Here is a 17751-nt window from a genome sequence, read left to right as displayed (position 1 = left end):
CCGCACCCGGCCATAATGCGCTGGTGAAGAGACCCCCCGTCCCCCTCCCCGCCGACCACATACCGCCCGGCACCGCCGCCTGGCGGACCCCCGACGCCCGGCGCTGGCTCGACGCCGCGCCCGCCCGGTGGGCGCGCCCCGTGGTGGCGGTGCCGGTGCTGGCCGCTTCGCTGGTCTGGGACATCGCGGCGTCCCCCGTCGACGCCTGTACGACCGCCGCCCCGTGCGGCACCGACTGGCCGGGGATCGGGCTGATGGCCCTTCTGCTGCTGACCCTGTACTGGGTGGTGCGGCAGCCCCGGCTCGCGCTCGTGGCGCTCGGGGCCGTGCTGGCGGTGTTCTTCACGGAAGGCCGCTCCACGGCGGTGTTCGAAGAGGTCTCCGCGCTCGTGTTCCTCCTGGCCGCCGCCTTCACCGCCGTCGGTCTCGTCCACCGGCTGGCCCTCGCGGGGCGGCAGCGGGAGCTGGCCCTGGAGGCGGCCGGGGCGGTCACCCACCCGTTGCCCGCCGCCGCGCGGACGTTCCGCCGGGGGCGGTTCTCCTTCCTCCTGGCCGCGCTGATGCTGGCCGCCACGGTGTTCGGCGTATGGCAGACCCAGCGGGTCGCCGACGCGTACGAGGAGCGGGCCGCACGCGCCACCCAGGTGTCCGGGGTGGTCACGGCCGTGCAGCAGGACGGCGACGACATCGCCGTCCTCACGGTGGAGGCCGACGGGCGCACCCATCGCTTCGAGACGGACTTTCCCGAGGACTTCCCCGAGGACAGCCGGGTCGATGTCGTGGTGGACGGCGACTGGGCGGCCCTGGTCGCGGAGCCGTTCGACGCCTTCGGCTGGGAAATGCTGGTGATGCTCGCCTCCGTCGCGGGGCTGGCGTTCTTCGCGAACGGAGTGGACGGGCGGACCCGTGCCCGGCGGCTGCGGCGCGAGCCGCTGCCGGTGCTGCGCGTGCTGGTGCGCGAGGACCATGACGACAGCCGCACCTGGGTGTTCGCGGCCGACGACAGAGAGGGCCTCCGGCCGATCCTGCACTTCCACTCGATGTACGCCTTCGAAGAGGAGGATGAGGAGGAAGACATCGATGACGCCTCCGAAGTCGACCTCAGCAGGGTTGCGGACATTTTCCGGGGCGAGGACCCGCCCCCGCCGCTGCGGGAGGCCGTCCTGTACGGCGCTCCCTGCACCGGCGCCGAACTCGCCTTCGTCGCGCGCGACGACCCGGACGACCCGGACGCCCCGGACGAGGTGTCGGTGCAGTGCAGCACCACCGCCGTGAAGTCGGCCGTGGAGGGGGGCCCGAAGCTCGGTGCGTGGTCCCGTCGGCTGGAGAGCGCGAGGGGCACGAAGAGCGCGAAGAACGCGCGGAGGTCCGTCGACGAGATCGCCGCCGGGCTGACGCCCACGGCGGCCCCCCGGGTGTGGAAGGCGCACGGCTTCTCGCGCGCGATCGGCCTCGGCCTGCTGGTGGTGCAGGGCGGCGGCATCTGGGCCGCGCTCGACGACGGGCTGTCGTGGACCTGGCTGTGGCTGATCGTGGGTGTGCCGTGGCTGGTGACGGCCGTGTCGACGGCGCTCACCTGGCGGATCACCGCCGACCGGGACGGGCTGTGGGTGACCGGGGCGTGGCGGGTGCGGCAGGTCCGGTGGGACGAGATCACGGCCGTACGCCACTCCGACAACGGCATCCACCTCCGCCTCGGCAAGGACTCCACCGTCGAGGTCTCGCCCACCGGCTGGGTGTGGCTGGAGCGCCGCCTGGGCCGCGAACCGCATGCCGTGCGCGCCGCCGAGGAGTTGGGGGCGCTCCTGCTCCGCCCGGAGCTGCGGCCGCTGGAGGAGGCTCCGACGGCACGGCAGGGCATGCCGGTCGGGCCGCCGCTGGTGGCCCTGTCGGTGCTCTGGGGCGCGGCGGTGCTGCTCCTGCTGTGACCGCCCGGGCCCGGGGTCCCTGCTGTGACCACCGGGCCCCGGGCTTCTGCTGTGACCGGCCGCGCCCCGGGCCCGCTCGGACCGCCTACTTCCGCTGCGCGGGGATCTCCGCCTCCGTGGGCCCGGCGTTCCCGCGACGCCGCTGGCGTACGGCACCGATCCCGATCAGCACCGCCGTCAGCGCACCCGTGGCCAGCAGCTGGTCACGGGTGTCCGGCTGGCGCAGCATCAGCAGGAAGATGCCCGCCATGCCCGCGAGCGCCACGATCGTCAGGACCGGGAAGAGCCACATCCGTACGACCAGCTTCTCCGGCGCCTCGCGCTCGGTGCGGCGGCGCAGGATCAGCTGCGAGACGGCGATGAAGATCCACACCACCAGGATCACGGCGCCGATCATGTTCAGCAGCCAGGGGAAGACGTCGTCCGGCCGCCAGTAGCTGAGCAGCACGCACAGGAAGCCGAACACCGAGGAGAACAGCACCGCGTTGCGCGGTACCCCGGAGGAGATCCGGCCGAGCACGGCCGGTCCCTGGCCCCGGGCGACGAGGGAGCGGGCCATGCGCGAAGCGCCGTAGATGTTGGCGTTCATCGCGGAGAGCAGGGCGATGAGGATGACCACGTTCATGATCTGCGCGGCGCTGCCGACGCCGAGGTGGTCGAGCATCGCGTAGAAGGGGCCGACCTCGGCGACCTTCGGGTTGTCCCAGGGGACCAGGGTGACGATGACCGCCATCGAGCCGATGTAGAAGACCGCGATGCGCCACATCGCCGTACGGACCGCCTTCGCGACGCCCTGCACCGGGTTCTCGGACTCGGCGGCGGCGATGGTGACCGTCTCCAGACCGCCGTACGCGAAGACGGAGGCGAGGAGTCCGATGATGAAGCCGTCCATGCCCTTGGGCAGGAAGCCGCCGTCGCCGGTGAGGTTGGCCAGGCCGGGCGCGTCCGTGTCCGGGAGCACGCCGAGGATCGCCAGCAGGCCGAGCACCAGGAACAGGGTGATCGCGATGACCTTCAGCGCGGCGAACCAGAACTCGAACTCGCCGAAGTTCTTCACGGCGGCCAGGTTCGTCCCCAGGAAGATCACCATGAACAGGGCGACCCACGCCCACTCCGGCGTCCCGGGCAGCCAGCCGCTGACGATCTGGGCGGCGCCGATGCCCTCCAGGCCGACGGCGACGCAGAGCAGGAACCAGAAGGACCAGCCCGCGGTGAACCCGGCCCAGGGGCCGATCGCCCGTTCGGCGTGCACGGAGAAGGAGCCGGAGGCCGGGTTGGCGGCCGACATCTCGCCGAGCATGCGCATCACCATCATGACGAGCAGCCCGGAGAGGGCGTACGCCACGACGATCGAGGGCCCGGCGGCGGCGATCCCGGCCCCGGAGCCGACGAAGAGTCCGGCGCCGATCACCCCGCCGAGGGCGATCATCGACAGGTGCCGCTGTTTGAGACCGTGGGTGAGCGCGGAGTCCGTCGAGGCTCCGGCGGCGGCTGCGGAGTCAGCGGTGGGGGGAGACACGGAGGTCCGAGACATGGACGAGCTCTGTTCGGTAGCTGAGACAGGGGAAGAACCCACAGTCTGAGCATCCGTACCGCTCACACGGAACGGGTGTCCGCTATACGGGCACGAGCCTCACACAAGGTGCACACGCGCCTACCGGTCGGTGAGCGCCGACCTTTTGCCCTCCCGCCACTGACGCCCCACCGCCACCAGCAGCACCAGCGCCGTCGCCCCCGCCGACCACAGCACCTGCGGCCGCGCGTCGGCGTCGGTCAGCATGAGTACCAGCACCCCCAGCAGCCCGGCCAGCGTCAGCCAGGTCAGATACGGGAAGCACCACATCCGCAGTACCAGCGCCCCCGGGGCCTCCTGCTCCAGCCGGGCGCGCAGCCGCAGCTGGGAGGCGGCGATCAGCGCCCAGACGAACAGGAGCACCGCGCCGACCGAGTTGAGCATGTAGAGGAACACGGTGTCCGGCCAGAGCAGATTGAGCAGTACGGAGACGAAGCCGAAGGCCACCGACGCCAGCACCGCCCGCCGGGGCACCCCGCCCTCCGTTCCGGGCTTACGGGACACCTTCAGCAGCCCGCGCGGCGCCTCCCCGCGCTCGGCCAGCGAGAACACCATCCGCGAGGAGCCGTACAGATTGGCGTTGAGCGCGGAGAGCAGCGCCACGAACACCACGATGTTCATGATCTGCCCGGCCGACGGCACCCCGATCGTGTCCAGCACCTTCACATACGGGCTCAGCCCGGCCTGCTGGGCGGTCCACGGCAGCACGGTCACGATGACCAGCATCGAACCGACGTAGAAGAAGAGGATGCGCACCACCGCACTGCGCACCGCGCGCCCCACCGCGCGGGCCGGGTCGGCCGTCTCGGCGGCGGCGATGGTGACGACCTCCAGGCCGCCGAAGGCGAAGACCACGGTCAGCACCCCGGCGACCACCCCGCCCCAGCCGTTCGGCAGGAAGCCTCCCTGCCCGGTCAGGTTGGCCATCCCCACCGGATCGGTGTCCGGGAGCCACCCCAGGACGGCCAGCACACCCAGCCCCAGGAAGACCACGATCGCGACGACCTTCAGGGAGGCGAACCAGAACTCGAACTCGCCGAAGTTCTTCACCGCCGTCAGGTTCGCCGCGGTGAACACCACCATGAACAGCAGCACCCACGCCCACGGTTCGACCGCCGGCACCCACCCGTGGGCGATCTGCGCGGCGGCCGTCGCCTCCACGGCGAGGACCACCACCAGCAGGAACCAGTACAGCCAGCCGACACTGAACCCGGCCCACCGCCCCAGCGCCCGTTCCGCGTGCACCGAGAAGGAGCCGGAGGCGGGCATCGCGGCGGACATCTCGCCGAGCATCCGCATCACCAGCATCGCGAGCGCGCCCGCGATCAGATACGAGACGACGATGGCGGGCCCGGCCACCGCGATCCCGGCACCCGACCCCACGAACAGCCCGGCCCCGATCACCCCGCCGAGCCCGAGCATCGTGAGGTGGCGCTGTTTCAGGCCGTGTTCGAGGGGCTCCGCGGGGGGCGTGGGGGCCCCGGCGGGGGAGAGGGGAGCGTCGTGCATGGGGTGCGGGTCACTCTCGGATCATTTATGGGGAACCTACAGTCTGGGGCCGTGACACCCTTCCCGGCAAAACGGGTCACCCACCGCCTCACCTCCGTGACGAGCATCACGCCTGACGGCGATTGCGCGGCGGCCTTTGTGTGAACCCCACCAACCCGTCAACCACCGCTTTGTGGGCGGCTGATGGTGAACGAGCGTTGACCTCTGAGCTAACGTCGGCAGCAGTCCCACCTCACCTGTCCCACCCCACTGCCTGCCCTCACCCGCGGAGTCCCCGATGAGCACTGCTGCCGCCCCCGTCCGCCCCGGAGCGGTCCTCGCCGACCTGCTGCCCGCAGTCCGGCACCGCTACGCCGTCGACGCGGCCCTCGTGCTGGGCGGCGCCGCCCTCACCGGCATCGCGGCCCAGATCGCCGTCCCGGTCCCCGGCTCCCCGGTCCCCGTCACCGGCCAGACCTTCGCCGCCCTGCTCATCGGCACCTCGCTCGGCGCCCGCCGCGGCTTCCTCTCCCTCGCGGTGTACGCGGTCGTCGGCATGGCCGGGATGCCGTGGTTCGCGGAGGGCACCTCGGGCTACGCGATGCCGTCCCTCGGCTACATCCTCGGGATGCTGCTCGCCGCCACCGTCGTCGGCGCCCTCGCCCGGCGCGGCGGCGACCGCTCGGTGCTGCGCACGGCGGGCACGATGGTGATCGGCTCCGCGATCATCTACGCCGTCGGCGTCCCCTACCTGGCGCTCGCCACCGGCATGTCCCTCAGCGCCGCCGTGGCGGCCGGGCTCGTCCCGTTCCTGATCGGCGACGCGCTCAAGGCGGCCCTGGCGATGGGCGCCCTGCCCGCCGCCTGGAAGCTCCTCGGCCGCCGCGACTGACGATCCCCCGGCCCCGTACGGGCCGCTGGGAAGGCCCGCCCGCCCTGTCCGGCAGGCTCATCCCTCCCGCACCCGCCGGGGACCACGACGGAGCCCCGTCCCCGCCATGACGCTCATGGCGGCGACGGGGCTCCGTCGATCGGGCAGTCGTCAGGCGGTGGCGCTTGTGGATCACCGGACGGGGAACACGTACGGACCACTCGCCCACCACGTACGGATCACCCGGCGGCGGCCCTGCGCCCGCGCACCTCGCGGAACAGCGAGACGCCCACCACCAGCGCCGCGACCAGCAGCGACAGCACGACCTGTTCGCGGGCGGTGTCGTCGGTCAGCATGTAGACCAGGACGAAGGAGATCATCGCGATCGTCGCCCAGGTCAGATACGGGAAGAGCCACATCCGTACGACCAGCTTGCCGGGGGTCTCGCGCAGGATGATCCCGCGCATCCGCAGCTGGGTGAAGCAGATGACCAGCCAGACGAACAGGGCCACCGCGCCCGAGGAGTTCAGCAGGAACTGGAACACCGTGTCGGGCCACTGGTAGTTGAAGAACACCGCCACGAAGCCGAAGACGACCGAGGACAGGATCGCCGCCTGCGGCACGCCCCGCTGGTTGACCCTGGCGAAGGACTTCGGCGCGTCGCCCCGCTCACCGAGGGAGAACGCCATCCGGGAGGCCGTGTACAGGCCGGAGTTGAGACAGGACAGCACGGCCGTCAGCACGATGAAGTCCATCACCTGACCGGCGTGCGGGATGCCGATCGAGTCCAGGGCGGCCACATAGCTGCCCTTCTCCAGGATCGACGGGTCGTTCCACGGCAGCAGCGTCAGCACGACGAAGATCGAGCCGAGGTAGAAGACGGCGATCCGCCAGATCACGCTGTTGGTCGCCTTCGACACGGCCCGCTGAGGGTCCGCCGACTCACCGGCCGCCAGGGTCACGATCTCGCTGCCCATGAACGAGAAGACCACCATCAGCACCCCGGTCAGGATGGCCCCCGGCCCCTCGGGGAAGAACCCGCCGGAGTCCGTCAGATGCGCGAGACCCGAACCGGGGTTGTCCGAACCGGGCAGCAGCCCGAAGACGGCGAGCAGGCCGACGACCACGAACGCGGCGATCGCCACGACCTTGATCCCGGCGAACCAGAACTCGAACTCACCGTAACTGCCCACCGAGACCAGGTTGGTGGCGGTCAGCACGACCATCACGATCAGCGCCCAGGCCCACTGCGGGACGCCCGGAATCCAGCTCTCCAGGATTTTGGCGCCTGCCGTGGCCTCCACGGCGAGCACCACGACCCAGAAGAACCAGTAGAGCCAGCCGATGGAGAACCCGGCCCAACGGCCCAGCGCCTGGTCGGCGTAGGCGGAGAAGGAGCCCGAACTCGGGCGGGCGGCGGCCATCTCGCCGAGCATCCGCATCACGAGGACGACCAGCAGGCCGACCATCGCGTACGAGATGAGGATCGCCGGACCGGCCGCCGCGATGCCCGCACTGGAGCCCACGAAGAGCCCGGCACCGATCACACCGCCGATCGCGATCATCGAGAGGTGGCGGTTCTTCAGTCCTGCCTGAAGCCCGCCCGACGAGTCCGGCCGGTCCGGCTCACCGGGCTCGTGGCCCGGCCTCGCCAGCGTCGTCTGCGACGTCATGGGGGGAAGTCCTAACGTTTCCGTGCATGAGGGTGTGCCCCGCTCCGCGCTCCACGTGGGGTGGTGCGGAAGCCGCGGGGGGCAAGGCCACGCATTCAAGCCCGGAAGAAGGCAGAAACGGAACCCTCTCCTCCGGATCATTTGCCTGATCATTACCCACGTGGCGTTCGCCACACGGTCGGTGGCCGACGGGCTCCGACCCCGCTGACCGCTGCCCCGCGAAGTTCGTGCCACACTTCGCACCATGCGCGTGTACCTCGGATCTGACCATGCCGGTTACGAACTCAAGAACCACCTCGTCGAGTGGCTCGGGGCCCACGGCCACGAGGCCGTCGACTGCGGTCCTCACATCTACGACGCCCAGGACGACTACCCGCCGTTCTGCCTGCGTGCCGCGGAGAAGACGGCCGCCGACCCGGACAGCCTCGGCATCGTGATCGGCGGCTCCGGCAACGGCGAGCAGATCGCCGCCAACAAGGTCAAGGGCGTCCGCGCCGCACTGGCCTGGAGCGAGCAGACCGCCGCCCTCGGCCGCGAGCACAACAACGCCAACGTCGTCGCGATCGGCGGGCGGATGCACACGCTGGAGGAGTCGACCAAGTTCGTCGAGATCTTCCTCGCCACGCCGTACTCGAACGAGGAGCGCCACACGCGCCGCATCGAGATGCTCTCGGCGTACGAGACCACCGGCGAGCTCCCCCCGATCCCGGCCCACCACCCCCAGCAGGGCTGACCCCCGCACCACCTGTGCCGCCGGGCCCGCACCCGGCGGCACGGTCATGTCACCCCGTACCGCCCGCCCTTCCGCAGGACAGCAGCAGCACCGGAACACACCGGAACCACAGGGAGCAGCCCGCCGTGCCCGAGGGACACACGATCCACCGCCTCGCCCAGGACCACGCCGAGCGGTTCGCGGGCGCCCCGGTCCGGGTGAGCAGCCCGCAGGGGAAGTTCTCCGACAGCGCGGCCCTGCTCGACGGGCGCACCCTCACCACCACCGACGCCCACGGCAAGCACCTCTTCCTCGGCTTCGGCGAAACCGGCTGGGTCCACATCCACCTCGGCCTCTTCGGCAAGCTCGGCTTCGGCACGGCCCCGGTGCCCCCGCCCACCGACACGGTCCGCCTCCGCCTGGTCAACGCGGACCACTACGCCGATCTGCGCGGCCCCACCACCTGCGCCCTGATCACCGGGCCCGAGAAGCGCGCGATACACGAGGGGCTCGGCCCCGACCCGCTCCGCGGCGACGAGGACGGGGAGCGCGCCTGGCAGCGGATCTCCCGCAGCCGGACCACCGTCGCCGCCCTCCTGATGGACCAGAAGGTCATCGCGGGCGTCGGCAACGTCTACCGGGCCGAGGTCCTCTTCCGCCACGGCATCGACCCGTACCGCACCGGCAAGGACCTCACCCGCGCCGAGTGGGACGCGATCTGGGCGGACCTGGTGGAGCTGATGCGCGAGGGCGTACGGAACAACCGGATCGACACCGTCCGCCCCGAGCACCTCCCCGAGGCGATGGGCCGCCCGCCCCGCAAGGACGACCACGGCGGCGAGGTCTACGTCTACCGCCGGGCCAACCTGCCCTGCCACATCTGCTCCACCGAGATCCGGACGGCCGACCTCGCCGCCCGCAACCTCTTCTGGTGCCCCCGCTGCCAGGCCCCGGGCCTCTCCGACGGCTGACCCCTGACGGCCCCCCGCGCCGTCTCCTCAGAACCCGTGCGGCAGCCACGGCTCCACGTGCCACGAGAACGCCGACGAGACCTCCGTCACCGCACCCGGCCGCACCTCCCGCACCCGCCCCGCCGCCGCGAGCGAGGTGAAAGAGACCCCGCCCAGATACGCGGCGCCCAGCTCCGCCACCGACAGCTCCAGATCCGGCGCGCGATCCGGCGCACGCCGGCACGAGGCGCCCCCCTTCGCATCCGCCACCAGATGCCACCGCCCCGCGTTCCACGGGCAGAAGGCGTCCGCCACCTCCAGCACCACATCCACCGGCGCCCGGTACGCACGCGCCTCCAGAGCCGCCCCCACCTCCACCAGCCGCAGGTGGAGCGCGTCCTGCACCCGCAGTTCGCACCGCCGCACGTCCGAGACCAGATGCACCAGCGGCTCGTCCACCGGCCGCGCCCCGGCCTCCACCACCGACATCAGGTCGATCCCGAACAGGAACCGCCACAACGCCGCGTACGACGCCGCGTCCAGCGCCCCCAGATCCCGCAGCACCACCGTCCCCTTCGGCCCCACCCGGTCCCAGTCGGGCCGCGTCCGGAACGTGGCGTACCCCAGCACCTCCCCGTCCCGCTCGGCCAGCACGCACTGCAACGGCGAGGCGCCCGCCCGGTCCTTCTCCGTGTCGATCACCGCCGCCCGCTCCCACCCCGGCTGCCGCACCGGCGTACCCGGACGCTCCGCGGCGAGCCGCCCGTACACCTCCTCGCAGGCAGGCAGGGCCGCCACCGGGTCCGTGTACCGCACCCGTACGTCCTCCGTGCCCGGCGGCAGATCGAGCCGTACGCGCGAGGTGTCGACGTTCACGCTCAGGGCGCGGGTCGCGGTCCCGTAGCCGAAGCGCCCGTAGATGGCCGGTTCCGACGCCGTCAGCACGGCGAGCGGCTCACCCCAGGACCGTACGTCGTCCAGCTGGCGCCGCATCATTGTCCGCAGCAGCCCGCGCCGCCGGTGCGTACCGGCCACGCTCACCGCCGTCACCCCCGCCGTGGGCACCGCCGCCCCGCCGGGCACGGTCAGCCGGAAGGGATACGCCCCCGCCGTACCGACGCACACCTCCCCGTCCCAGAGCCCGACGGACCGCTCGTACGCCGTCAGCTCCCGCCAGAGCTCGCGCGACTCCGGAGCACTCCGCACGCCCCCGAACGCACGCTCCAGACAGGCGAACCAGGGGTCCCAATCAGCAGGTCGCAGCACACGGAGTTCTGAAGTCATAGGCCATCCCTACCAGGGCGCGCGGAAGCGGACGACTTCATTTCGCACAGATCGTCACCGGGGTCCCCCTGCACCGGAGGCGTCCGGGTGGATAGGGTCCCGGCAATGGCCCGTCGCGGAGGAGTGGACGACTACGGGGCCCGGTGGCGCAGATCGATGCACCGGGCCCGCACAGGGCTGCGCAAATCCGGGGTGGACTACTTCCGGGGCGACGGCTCCGACTGGATCGCCCTGGCCGGACTGCTGCTGACGATTCCGGCCATCACGTTCGCCACCGTCGTCAGCCCGGTCTGGTTCGACCCGGCGGCGCTCGCCCTGCCCATCGTCGCGGGCGGCCTCGTGCTGCGCCCCGCCAGCCTGCTCGGTCTGTACGCCGCGGCCGCCGCCGCCCTGATCGTGGAGGCGCTCACCCTGGGCCCGTACGCGGACGGCCCGGCCCGGGTCACCCCGGGCACCGTCCTCGTGGTCGCCGCCTGCGGGTTCTTCGGACTGCTTCTCGCCCAGTTCCGGGCCCGGGTCGGCGTGCCCTGGCGGCGCGGCGGCACCATGCTCTTCGACCTGCGCGAACGCATCCGGGTCCAGAGCTCCCTGCCCCGGCTGCCCCAGGGCTGGCACCGCGAGATGGCCCTGCGCCCGGCCGGCGGCCAGTCCTTCTCCGGGGACTTCGTCGTCGCGGCCCGCACCCACGGCGGCCGGACCCTGGAGGCCGTCCTCACCGACGTCTCCGGCAAGGGCATGGACGCGGGCTCCCGGGCCCTGCTGCTCTCCGGCGCCTTCGGCGGGCTGCTCGGCTCGCTGCCGCCGCACGGCTTCCTCCCCGCGGCCAACGGGTATCTGCTGCGGCAGGACTGGGACGAGGGGTTCGCCACCTCGATCCATCTGGTGCTGGACCTGGACTCCGGCGACTACGAGATCTTCTCGGCCGGTCATCCGCCCGCCCTGCAACTGCACTCGGGCAGCGGGCAGTGGGAGGAGAAGTCGGGCGAGGGCCCGCTGCTCGGCGTCTACGACGGGGCCGAGTTCGACGCGGTGAAGGGCTCACTGGCGCCGGGGGACGTCCTGATGCTGTTCACGGACGGCCTGGTGGAGGCGTCCGACCGGGACATCAGCGAGGGCATCGACCGGCTGACGGGCGAGGCCGACCACTATGTCTCCACCGGCTTCGAGGGCGCGGCCTGGCACCTGATCGAGGCATGCGCCAAGGACGTCAACGACGACCGGGCCCTGCTGCTGCTCTCGCGCAGGCCCTGAGAGCTCCGGCCGACGGGGGCGGGGCCGTACGCGATCGGCACCCCGTACGCCGACGGAGAGGCGCCCGCCACCCTGTGGTGATCATCACTCCCGGGTGCCGCACGGGGGCGCCTCTCCGCTCTCCGTTCGGATCTCCGTTCAGACCGACACGGGGATCTGTTCCTGGTCCTTGTCGCCGTCCTTGTCGCCGCCGCTGTCCTTGCCCTTCCCTCCGGGGAGGACGCGGGCCAGCCAGTGCGAGCGCCCGGCGGCCAGGGGGGCGAGGACGGCGAGCAGCAGCACATATCCGGCGATGAACGGCGAGAGCCGCTTGTCCAGCCCGGCCGCCGCCGCCATCGTGGCCAGGATGAGCGCGAACTCGCCCCGCGCCACCAGGGTGGTGGCGATGTTGGCCGTGGCCTGCGAGCCGAAGTCGTACACCCTGGACGCCGCGAGCCCCGCCGCCACGTTCATCGCGAGCGTCAGGACGACGGCCGCCAGCACCGGCCAGAAGACGCTCGGCAGGTCGCCCGGGTCGATGGAGAGACCGAAGGCGAAGAAGAAGATCGCGCCGAACGCGTCCCGCAGCGGGTGGACCAGCTTGAGGATGCGCTCGCCGGACGTGGTCGAGCCGAGCATCAGACCGACCATGAAGGCACCGATCGCGTCGGCCACGCCGAACATCTCGGAGACCCCGGCGACGAAGACCGCGGCGCCGAGGAAGGAGATGACGAGGAGCTCGTCGTCCTTGGTGTTCATCAGCTTGCCGACGATCTTCGTCCCGAACCGGGCGGCCAGGGCGAGCAGCAGCAGGAAGGCGAACGCCTTGCCGCCGTCGACGAGCATCGCCGAGAGGCTGTCCGCGCCGGACAGGATCGGCTGGAGAGCGGCCAGGTAGAGGGCGAGGAAGACGTCCTCGACGACGATGATGCCGAGGATCGGCCGCGTCTCCGGGTTACCGATGCGCCCCAGGTCCACCAGGATCTTGGTGACGATGGCGGACGAGGATATGCCGAGCACACCGGCGAGGACCAGCGCCTCCGACGTACCCCAGCCGAGCGCGAAACCGAAGCCCAGTCCGGCGCCCACGTTCAGGACCAGATAGGTCCCGCCCGCGATGGCCATCTTCCGGCCGCCCGTCCTGAGATCGTCCATGTGGAACTCGAGCCCCAGGTAGAAGAGCAGGAGGACGAGTCCCAGCGCGGAGAGCATCTCCAGATCGTGCGGGTTGGAGAGAAGGGTGTAACCGGGGGTGTGGGGGCCGAGCAGGATACCGGCCAGGATGAACAGGGGGATCGTCGGCAGCCCGATACGGCCGCCGAGGCGGGCGAGGACGGCAGCGGCCAGGAAGGCGCCGCCCATGGCGAGGAGGGTGTCTGCGTGTCCGATGAGCCTGTTCCTTCGGGATAGGTCAAGAGGGCGTCAAGAGGATGTCAACAAACCATCAGTAATTAGTTTATCGAACGATTGACTCTGCAACTATGAAACCGTGAAATTGTGAGCTTTTGTCCGCTTGGTACGGAAGTGGGGAGGGTGCGGGGGTGCCTGCGGGTCACGGGGGCGGTTCCCGCCGACCGTGCGGGGCGGGCCCGCCGTAGAGTCGGCCCATGTCCGGCGACCCCCTGAACCTGGCCGACGTCGAGGCGATCGCCCGCGCGGCCCACGCCACCCAGACCGACAAGGCGGGACGGCCGTACGCGGAACATCTGGCGGCGGTGGCCGAAGGTGTACGGGTGCGCGGCGGCAGCGAACGGCAGATCGCGGCGGCCTGGCTGCACGACGCGATCGAGGACGACGCGCTCTCCGCGCGGTGGCTGGCCGAGGCCGCCCTGCCCCAGGAGGTCAAGGACCTCGTCCTGGCCGTCACCAAGCGGCCGGGGGAGGAGCTGTCCGCGTACACCGCGCGGATTCTGGCCACTCCGGGCGCCCTGCTGATCAAGGAGGCGGATCTCGCCCACAACGCGAATCCGGCCCGCCTCGCGGCCCTGGACGAGCCGACCCGTACCCGGCTGACGGCGAAGTATGCCCAGGTGCGGGGGCTGTTGGGGCTGACCGGCGGCGAGGCCCCCTGAACCGAAAGGTTTCGGCCAACCCTGAGACGCGCTGATCCACCCGTGGTCGTTCCCACGGGTGGATCAGGGGAGGGCGAGAAGCGGGCCGGGAGGCGGCGGAGGAAGGGGTCTCAGCGCTTCGCGGGGTCCTTCCGGAACGCCCACTTCATGTCCGGCTCGGTGGCGAACTTCAGCGCCCGGCCCACCGGCGGGGAGCACATGAGCGTCACCGCGAGCGCGGCCACGACCGAGACGACGATCAGACCGGCCGGGTCGGAGAGCCAGGTGTACCGGTCGAACAGGCCCGTGTACACGGCGCCCTTGATCAGGAAGCCGTGGAGCAGATAGCCGCAGATCGTCCCGGCGCCCAGCGCCGTGAACCAGGTCGTCCTGCGGGGCACCCAGGCCAGGAAGGCGATGGTCAGCGCCAGTCCGCAGCCGAACAGGGCGAGCGACATCACCGCGCCGGACCACCACGGGGCGCCCATCTCCTGGGCGCTGTTGGCGCGGTAGAGCCAGCCGAGCTGCATGCGCGGGGCGATCCAGTACGCGAACAGCAGGGCGCCCGCGGCCAGCGGCAGGGCGAGCAGCCGCACCTCGCGGCGCCGGATCAGCTGGAAGTGCTCGGGCCTCATCAGCAGGCCGAGGACGAAGAACGGCAGGAACTGGAAGACCCGCTGGAGATCGAGGTCGTCGCCGATGTCGGGCGAGACCGAGGCCAGCATGGCGATCGCGAGCGCCACCGGCAGCGGATGGCGCAGCGTCCGCCAGATCGGTGTGGTGACCCGCCAGACGAAGAGGGCGATCAGGAACCAGGTCAGAAACAGCGGGTCGACCAGGCTGATCGGCTCACCGGGCGAATCGCCCACGTACCGCTTGAAGAGCGAATAAGCCGTCTCGAACAGCACGTAGGGCACGGCGACTCCGGTGATCAGCCGCTTCACCTTCGGTGCCGACATGTCGAACGAGCGGGAGAAATAACCGGAGATGAGGATGAAGGCCGGCATGTGGAACGCGTACACGACCATGTAGAGCGCCCGGGTGGCCCGGCTGCCGTCCATCACCGGTTCCCAGGCGTGCGCCACCGCGACCAGGACGATGGCCAGATATTTCACATTGTCGAAGTAGGGGTCGCGCTTCTTCGCCGCGGCCGGGGGCGGGCCAGGGGTGGCCGCCGGGGCGACGGCCGGGGCGGTGGGCGGCTGCTCGCGTCTGGGCTCCGGCTCCCGGGTCGCCGGGGGGAGTGGGGCCCTGGTGAATACGCTCGGAGCTTGGAACATCTAAGGCACCTTAGACCCGTCGATTGCTTTGCGTAAAACCGCGTCGAGATATCGCGTGTTCCCCTCTATTCGAATGTGAAACCGTCGAACACCGCCCGCTATGACACCCTTGATCCCCCTTAAATGGGGCATATCGGTTGGGTGTTGAGAGATGCCGACGGGATGCGGAGAGAGTGAATTACGTCGCAGTCGAACGCCCCAATTACCTGTGAACGACCTGTGGGGATATGGAAACGATCACCGCGCCGGGGTTACGCGAATATGCCGACGCGCTGATTTCGCGGCCGAGCCGCGGTCCGGTCGGCGTGGAGCCCCGCCGGGCTGGGCATGATGGCGGAATCCGGCAGTGCGATCCGTCACCCGGCAGCAGGCACCGGGCAGTTGGTGGCACGATGGACGCGACGGGGCGCGCGGTGGTGCACGCTTCCGGGCCGGCAAGGCGGACCGACCGAGGGTGTGATCAGACGTGGCTATTTCACTGTCTATGGTGCTGCTGTTCGCGGTCATCCTGGTGGTGCTGATCCGCGGGGGCTCCATCAAGCCCGGCCCGGCGCTCGTCGCCGTGCTCTTCGGCTTCTTCCTGGCCTCGACCGGCATGGCGCCGTCGATCAACAGGTTCATGAACTCGATAGCGGACACGATCAACAAGATCAGCTTCTGACGGACTGCCGGGCCGCCGCCGGGGCCTTCGCCGGCCCCGCGGCCGTCCGCACCGTCCGCGTACGCAAGAGGCCCGGTCCGACGGAGGAGTCGGACCGGGCCCAGGCATGGAGCGGGCGACGGGAATCGAACCCGCGTAGCTAGTTTGGAAGACTAGGGCTCTACCATTGAGCTACGCCCGCAAGCACCGCACGTCCGGAAGGACCGCGGCACGAACAGCATCGTAGCGGGTCGGCGGCGGTGCCCGCACACCCGTTGACGTCGGCCCCGGACCGGCGCGGCCCGGCTCCCCCGCAAAGCGGCCGACGCACGGCTCCGGCCCATGTACCCTACGTGTCGCACCGACGGGGTGTGGCGCAGCTTGGTAGCGCGTCCGCTTTGGGAGCGGAAGGTCGTCGGTTCGAATCCGGCCACCCCGACCACCGGCAAGATCGCATTGTGGGAGTCCTCCCCCTTGCCGTTACTATGCAAATTGCGTGCCCGTGTGTCTGATGTACCGGGCTCGGTCCGCGAAGCCGCCGATCGGCGGTCGAGCAGAACCCCAAGAAGTCAGCCACCAAGGAGACCGAACCGTGAAGAGCGCCGTGGAGACCCTGAACCCGACCCGGGTTCGGCTCAGCATCGAGGTGCCCTTCGAGGAGCTCAAGGACAGCCTCGACGCGGCGTACAAGAAGATCAACCAGCAGGTCACGGTGAAGGGCTTCCGCAAGGGCAAGATCCCCGCCCGGGTCATCGACCAGCGGTTCGGCCGCGGTGCTGTGCTGGAGGAGGCCGTCAACGACGCCCTTCCGAAGTTCTACACCGAGGCGGTCAACGAGGGTGAGCTGAACGTCCTCGGCCAGCCCGAGGTCGACATCACCGAGCTGAAGGACGGCGAGCTGCTGGCCTTCACCGCCGAGGTCGACGTACGCCCCGAGATCGAGATCCCGGACTACTCCGGCATCGAGGTCACCGTCGACGCCCTCGAGGTCACCGACGAAGAGGTCGAGAAGGCCGTGGAGCAGCTGCGCGAGCGCTTCGCCTCCACCAACCCGGTCGAGCGCGCCGCCGCCGACGGCGACGTCGTCACGATCGACCTGGAGGCCAAGGTCGACGGCGAGGTCCTGGAGGACGGCGTGGCCGCGGGTGTCTCGTACACCATCGGTTCCGGCGAGCTCCTCGACGGCATCGACGAGGCCGTGACCGGCCTGGAGGCCGGTGGCGAGGCCACCTTCACCTCGCAGCTGAAGGGCGGCTCCGCCGAGGGCAAGGACGCCGAGGTCACCGTCAAGGTCACCGCCGTCGCCGCCCGCGAGCTCCCCGAGCTGGACGACGACTTCGCCCAGATGGCCAGCGAGTTCGACACGCTGGAGGAGCTGAAGGCGGACAGCCGCAAGCGCCTGGAGACCACCAAGCAGTACGACCAGGCCACCCAGGCCCAGGAGCGCGTCCTCGAGGAGCTGCTGAAGCTCGCCGAGGTCCCGATCCCGGAGAAGCTGCTCGCGGACGAGGTCCAGACCCGCAAGCACAACCTGGAGCACCACCAGCTCGGTCAGATGGGCCTCGACCTGGAGAAGTACCTCCAGATCCAGGGCAAGACCCTGGAGGAGTTCGAGAACGAGACCTCCGAGCAGGCCATCAAGGGCATCAAGACCCAGTTCATCCTTGACGAGCTCGTCAACAAGGAGAAGCTGAACGTCAACCAGGAGGAGCTCACCGAGCACCTCATGCGCCGCGCCGCCTCCTCCGGCATGAGCCCCGACCAGTTCGCCCAGGCCGTCGTCGAGGGCGGCCAGGTGCCGATGCTCGTCGGCGAGGTCGCCCGCGGCAAGGCGCTCGCCGTCGTCGTCGAGGCCGCCAAGGTCGTCGACACCAACGGTGAGATCGTCAACCTGGAGGACGACGAGGACGAGGCCGCCGAGACGGCCGAGGCCGCCACCGAGGCCACGGCGGACGACGCCAAGGCCGTGGAGAAGAACGAGGGCTGAGCCCCGCGCCGATCCCCGCCGGTCGCACCCCGGCCGGCAGCGACGGGCCCCGGACGCACCACGCGTCCGGGGCCCGTCGCCGTA

General features: G+C 70.7%; 14 protein-coding genes and 2 tRNA genes. 9 read left to right on the top strand and 7 right to left on the bottom strand.

Annotated elements, in window-relative coordinates:
* The first annotated feature begins 23 nt into the window (after positions 1-23).
* Positions 24-1928 carry a hypothetical protein gene (locus tag B7C62_09825; protein ID ARF72537.1) on the top strand — a complete coding sequence of 635 codons (1905 nt, stop codon included), beginning with the start codon at positions 24-26 and terminating at the stop codon, positions 1926-1928.
* An 85-nt stretch (positions 1929-2013) separates the two neighbouring features.
* On the opposite strand, the gene B7C62_09820 is transcribed toward B7C62_09825, so the two are convergent.
* Both B7C62_09820 and B7C62_09815 read right to left on the bottom strand, forming a co-directional pair.
* The gene (locus B7C62_09820; GenBank protein ARF72536.1) at positions 2014-3462 is read right to left on the bottom strand and encodes an amino acid transporter; all 1449 of its coding nucleotides are present in this window, start codon (positions 3460-3462) and stop codon (positions 2014-2016) included.
* 120 nt (positions 3463-3582) lie between these two features.
* The gene (locus B7C62_09815; protein ID ARF72535.1) at positions 3583-5010 is read right to left on the bottom strand and encodes an amino acid transporter; all 1428 of its coding nucleotides are present in this window, start codon (positions 5008-5010) and stop codon (positions 3583-3585) included.
* A gap of 277 nt (positions 5011-5287) precedes the next feature.
* On the opposite strand from B7C62_09815, the gene B7C62_09810 reads away from it, so the two are divergent.
* A complete protein-coding gene (locus B7C62_09810; GenBank protein ID ARF72534.1) occupies positions 5288-5881 on the top strand; it encodes a biotin transporter BioY in 594 nt (197 codons plus the stop codon).
* A 218-nt stretch (positions 5882-6099) separates the two neighbouring features.
* On the opposite strand, the gene B7C62_09805 is transcribed toward B7C62_09810, so the two are convergent.
* Positions 6100-7533 carry an amino acid transporter gene (locus tag B7C62_09805; GenBank protein ID ARF72533.1) on the bottom strand — a complete coding sequence of 478 codons (1434 nt, stop codon included), beginning with the start codon at positions 7531-7533 and terminating at the stop codon, positions 6100-6102.
* Positions 7534-7777: 244 nt separating this feature from the next.
* Between B7C62_09805 and B7C62_09800 the strand changes: the two genes are divergently transcribed.
* Both B7C62_09800 and B7C62_09795 read left to right on the top strand, forming a co-directional pair.
* Complete coding sequence (locus B7C62_09800; protein ID ARF72532.1) at positions 7778-8266, top strand: ribose-5-phosphate isomerase; 489 nt, start codon at positions 7778-7780, stop codon at positions 8264-8266.
* Between the two features lie 125 nt (positions 8267-8391).
* The gene (locus B7C62_09795; protein ID ARF72531.1) at positions 8392-9216 is read left to right on the top strand and encodes a DNA glycosylase; all 825 of its coding nucleotides are present in this window, start codon (positions 8392-8394) and stop codon (positions 9214-9216) included.
* Between the two features lie 27 nt (positions 9217-9243).
* Here the strand turns inward: B7C62_09795 and B7C62_09790 are convergent, their stop codons facing one another.
* A complete protein-coding gene (locus B7C62_09790) occupies positions 9244-10479 on the bottom strand; it encodes a GNAT family N-acetyltransferase (protein ARF72530.1) in 1236 nt (411 codons plus the stop codon).
* 105 nt (positions 10480-10584) lie between these two features.
* On the opposite strand from B7C62_09790, the gene B7C62_09785 reads away from it, so the two are divergent.
* Positions 10585-11730 carry a hypothetical protein gene (locus B7C62_09785; protein ARF72529.1) on the top strand — a complete coding sequence of 382 codons (1146 nt, stop codon included), beginning with the start codon at positions 10585-10587 and terminating at the stop codon, positions 11728-11730.
* A 138-nt stretch (positions 11731-11868) separates the two neighbouring features.
* On the opposite strand, the gene B7C62_09780 is transcribed toward B7C62_09785, so the two are convergent.
* Complete coding sequence (locus B7C62_09780) at positions 11869-13071, bottom strand: cation/H(+) antiporter (GenBank protein ARF72528.1); 1203 nt, start codon at positions 13069-13071, stop codon at positions 11869-11871.
* A 245-nt stretch (positions 13072-13316) separates the two neighbouring features.
* On the opposite strand from B7C62_09780, the gene B7C62_09775 reads away from it, so the two are divergent.
* Positions 13317-13781, top strand: a complete 465-nt coding sequence (locus B7C62_09775; GenBank protein ARF72527.1) for a phosphohydrolase — start codon at positions 13317-13319, stop codon at positions 13779-13781.
* Between the two features lie 110 nt (positions 13782-13891).
* Here the strand turns inward: B7C62_09775 and B7C62_09770 are convergent, their stop codons facing one another.
* Positions 13892-15040, bottom strand: a complete 1149-nt coding sequence (locus B7C62_09770) for a hypothetical protein (protein ARF72526.1) — start codon at positions 15038-15040, stop codon at positions 13892-13894.
* Between the two features lie 466 nt (positions 15041-15506).
* Between B7C62_09770 and B7C62_09765 the strand changes: the two genes are divergently transcribed.
* Positions 15507-15701 carry a hypothetical protein gene (locus B7C62_09765; protein ARF72525.1) on the top strand — a complete coding sequence of 65 codons (195 nt, stop codon included), beginning with the start codon at positions 15507-15509 and terminating at the stop codon, positions 15699-15701.
* Between the two features lie 107 nt (positions 15702-15808).
* On the opposite strand, the gene B7C62_09760 is transcribed toward B7C62_09765, so the two are convergent.
* Positions 15809-15882, bottom strand: a tRNA-Gly gene (locus B7C62_09760).
* 163 nt (positions 15883-16045) lie between these two features.
* On the opposite strand from B7C62_09760, the gene B7C62_09755 reads away from it, so the two are divergent.
* A tRNA-Pro gene (locus tag B7C62_09755) sits at positions 16046-16122 on the top strand.
* 150 nt (positions 16123-16272) lie between these two features.
* Positions 16273-17667, top strand: coding sequence for a trigger factor (locus B7C62_09750; protein ARF72524.1), 1395 nt, complete (start codon positions 16273-16275; stop codon positions 17665-17667).
* The last annotated feature ends 84 nt before the right edge of the window (positions 17668-17751 follow it).

Origin of the sequence: Kitasatospora albolonga, assembly GCA_002082585.1 — a bacterium.
GTDB classification, from domain to species: domain Bacteria; phylum Actinomycetota; class Actinomycetes; order Streptomycetales; family Streptomycetaceae; genus Streptomyces; species Streptomyces stephensoniae.
This window is presented reverse-complemented; position numbering and strand designations above follow the sequence as displayed.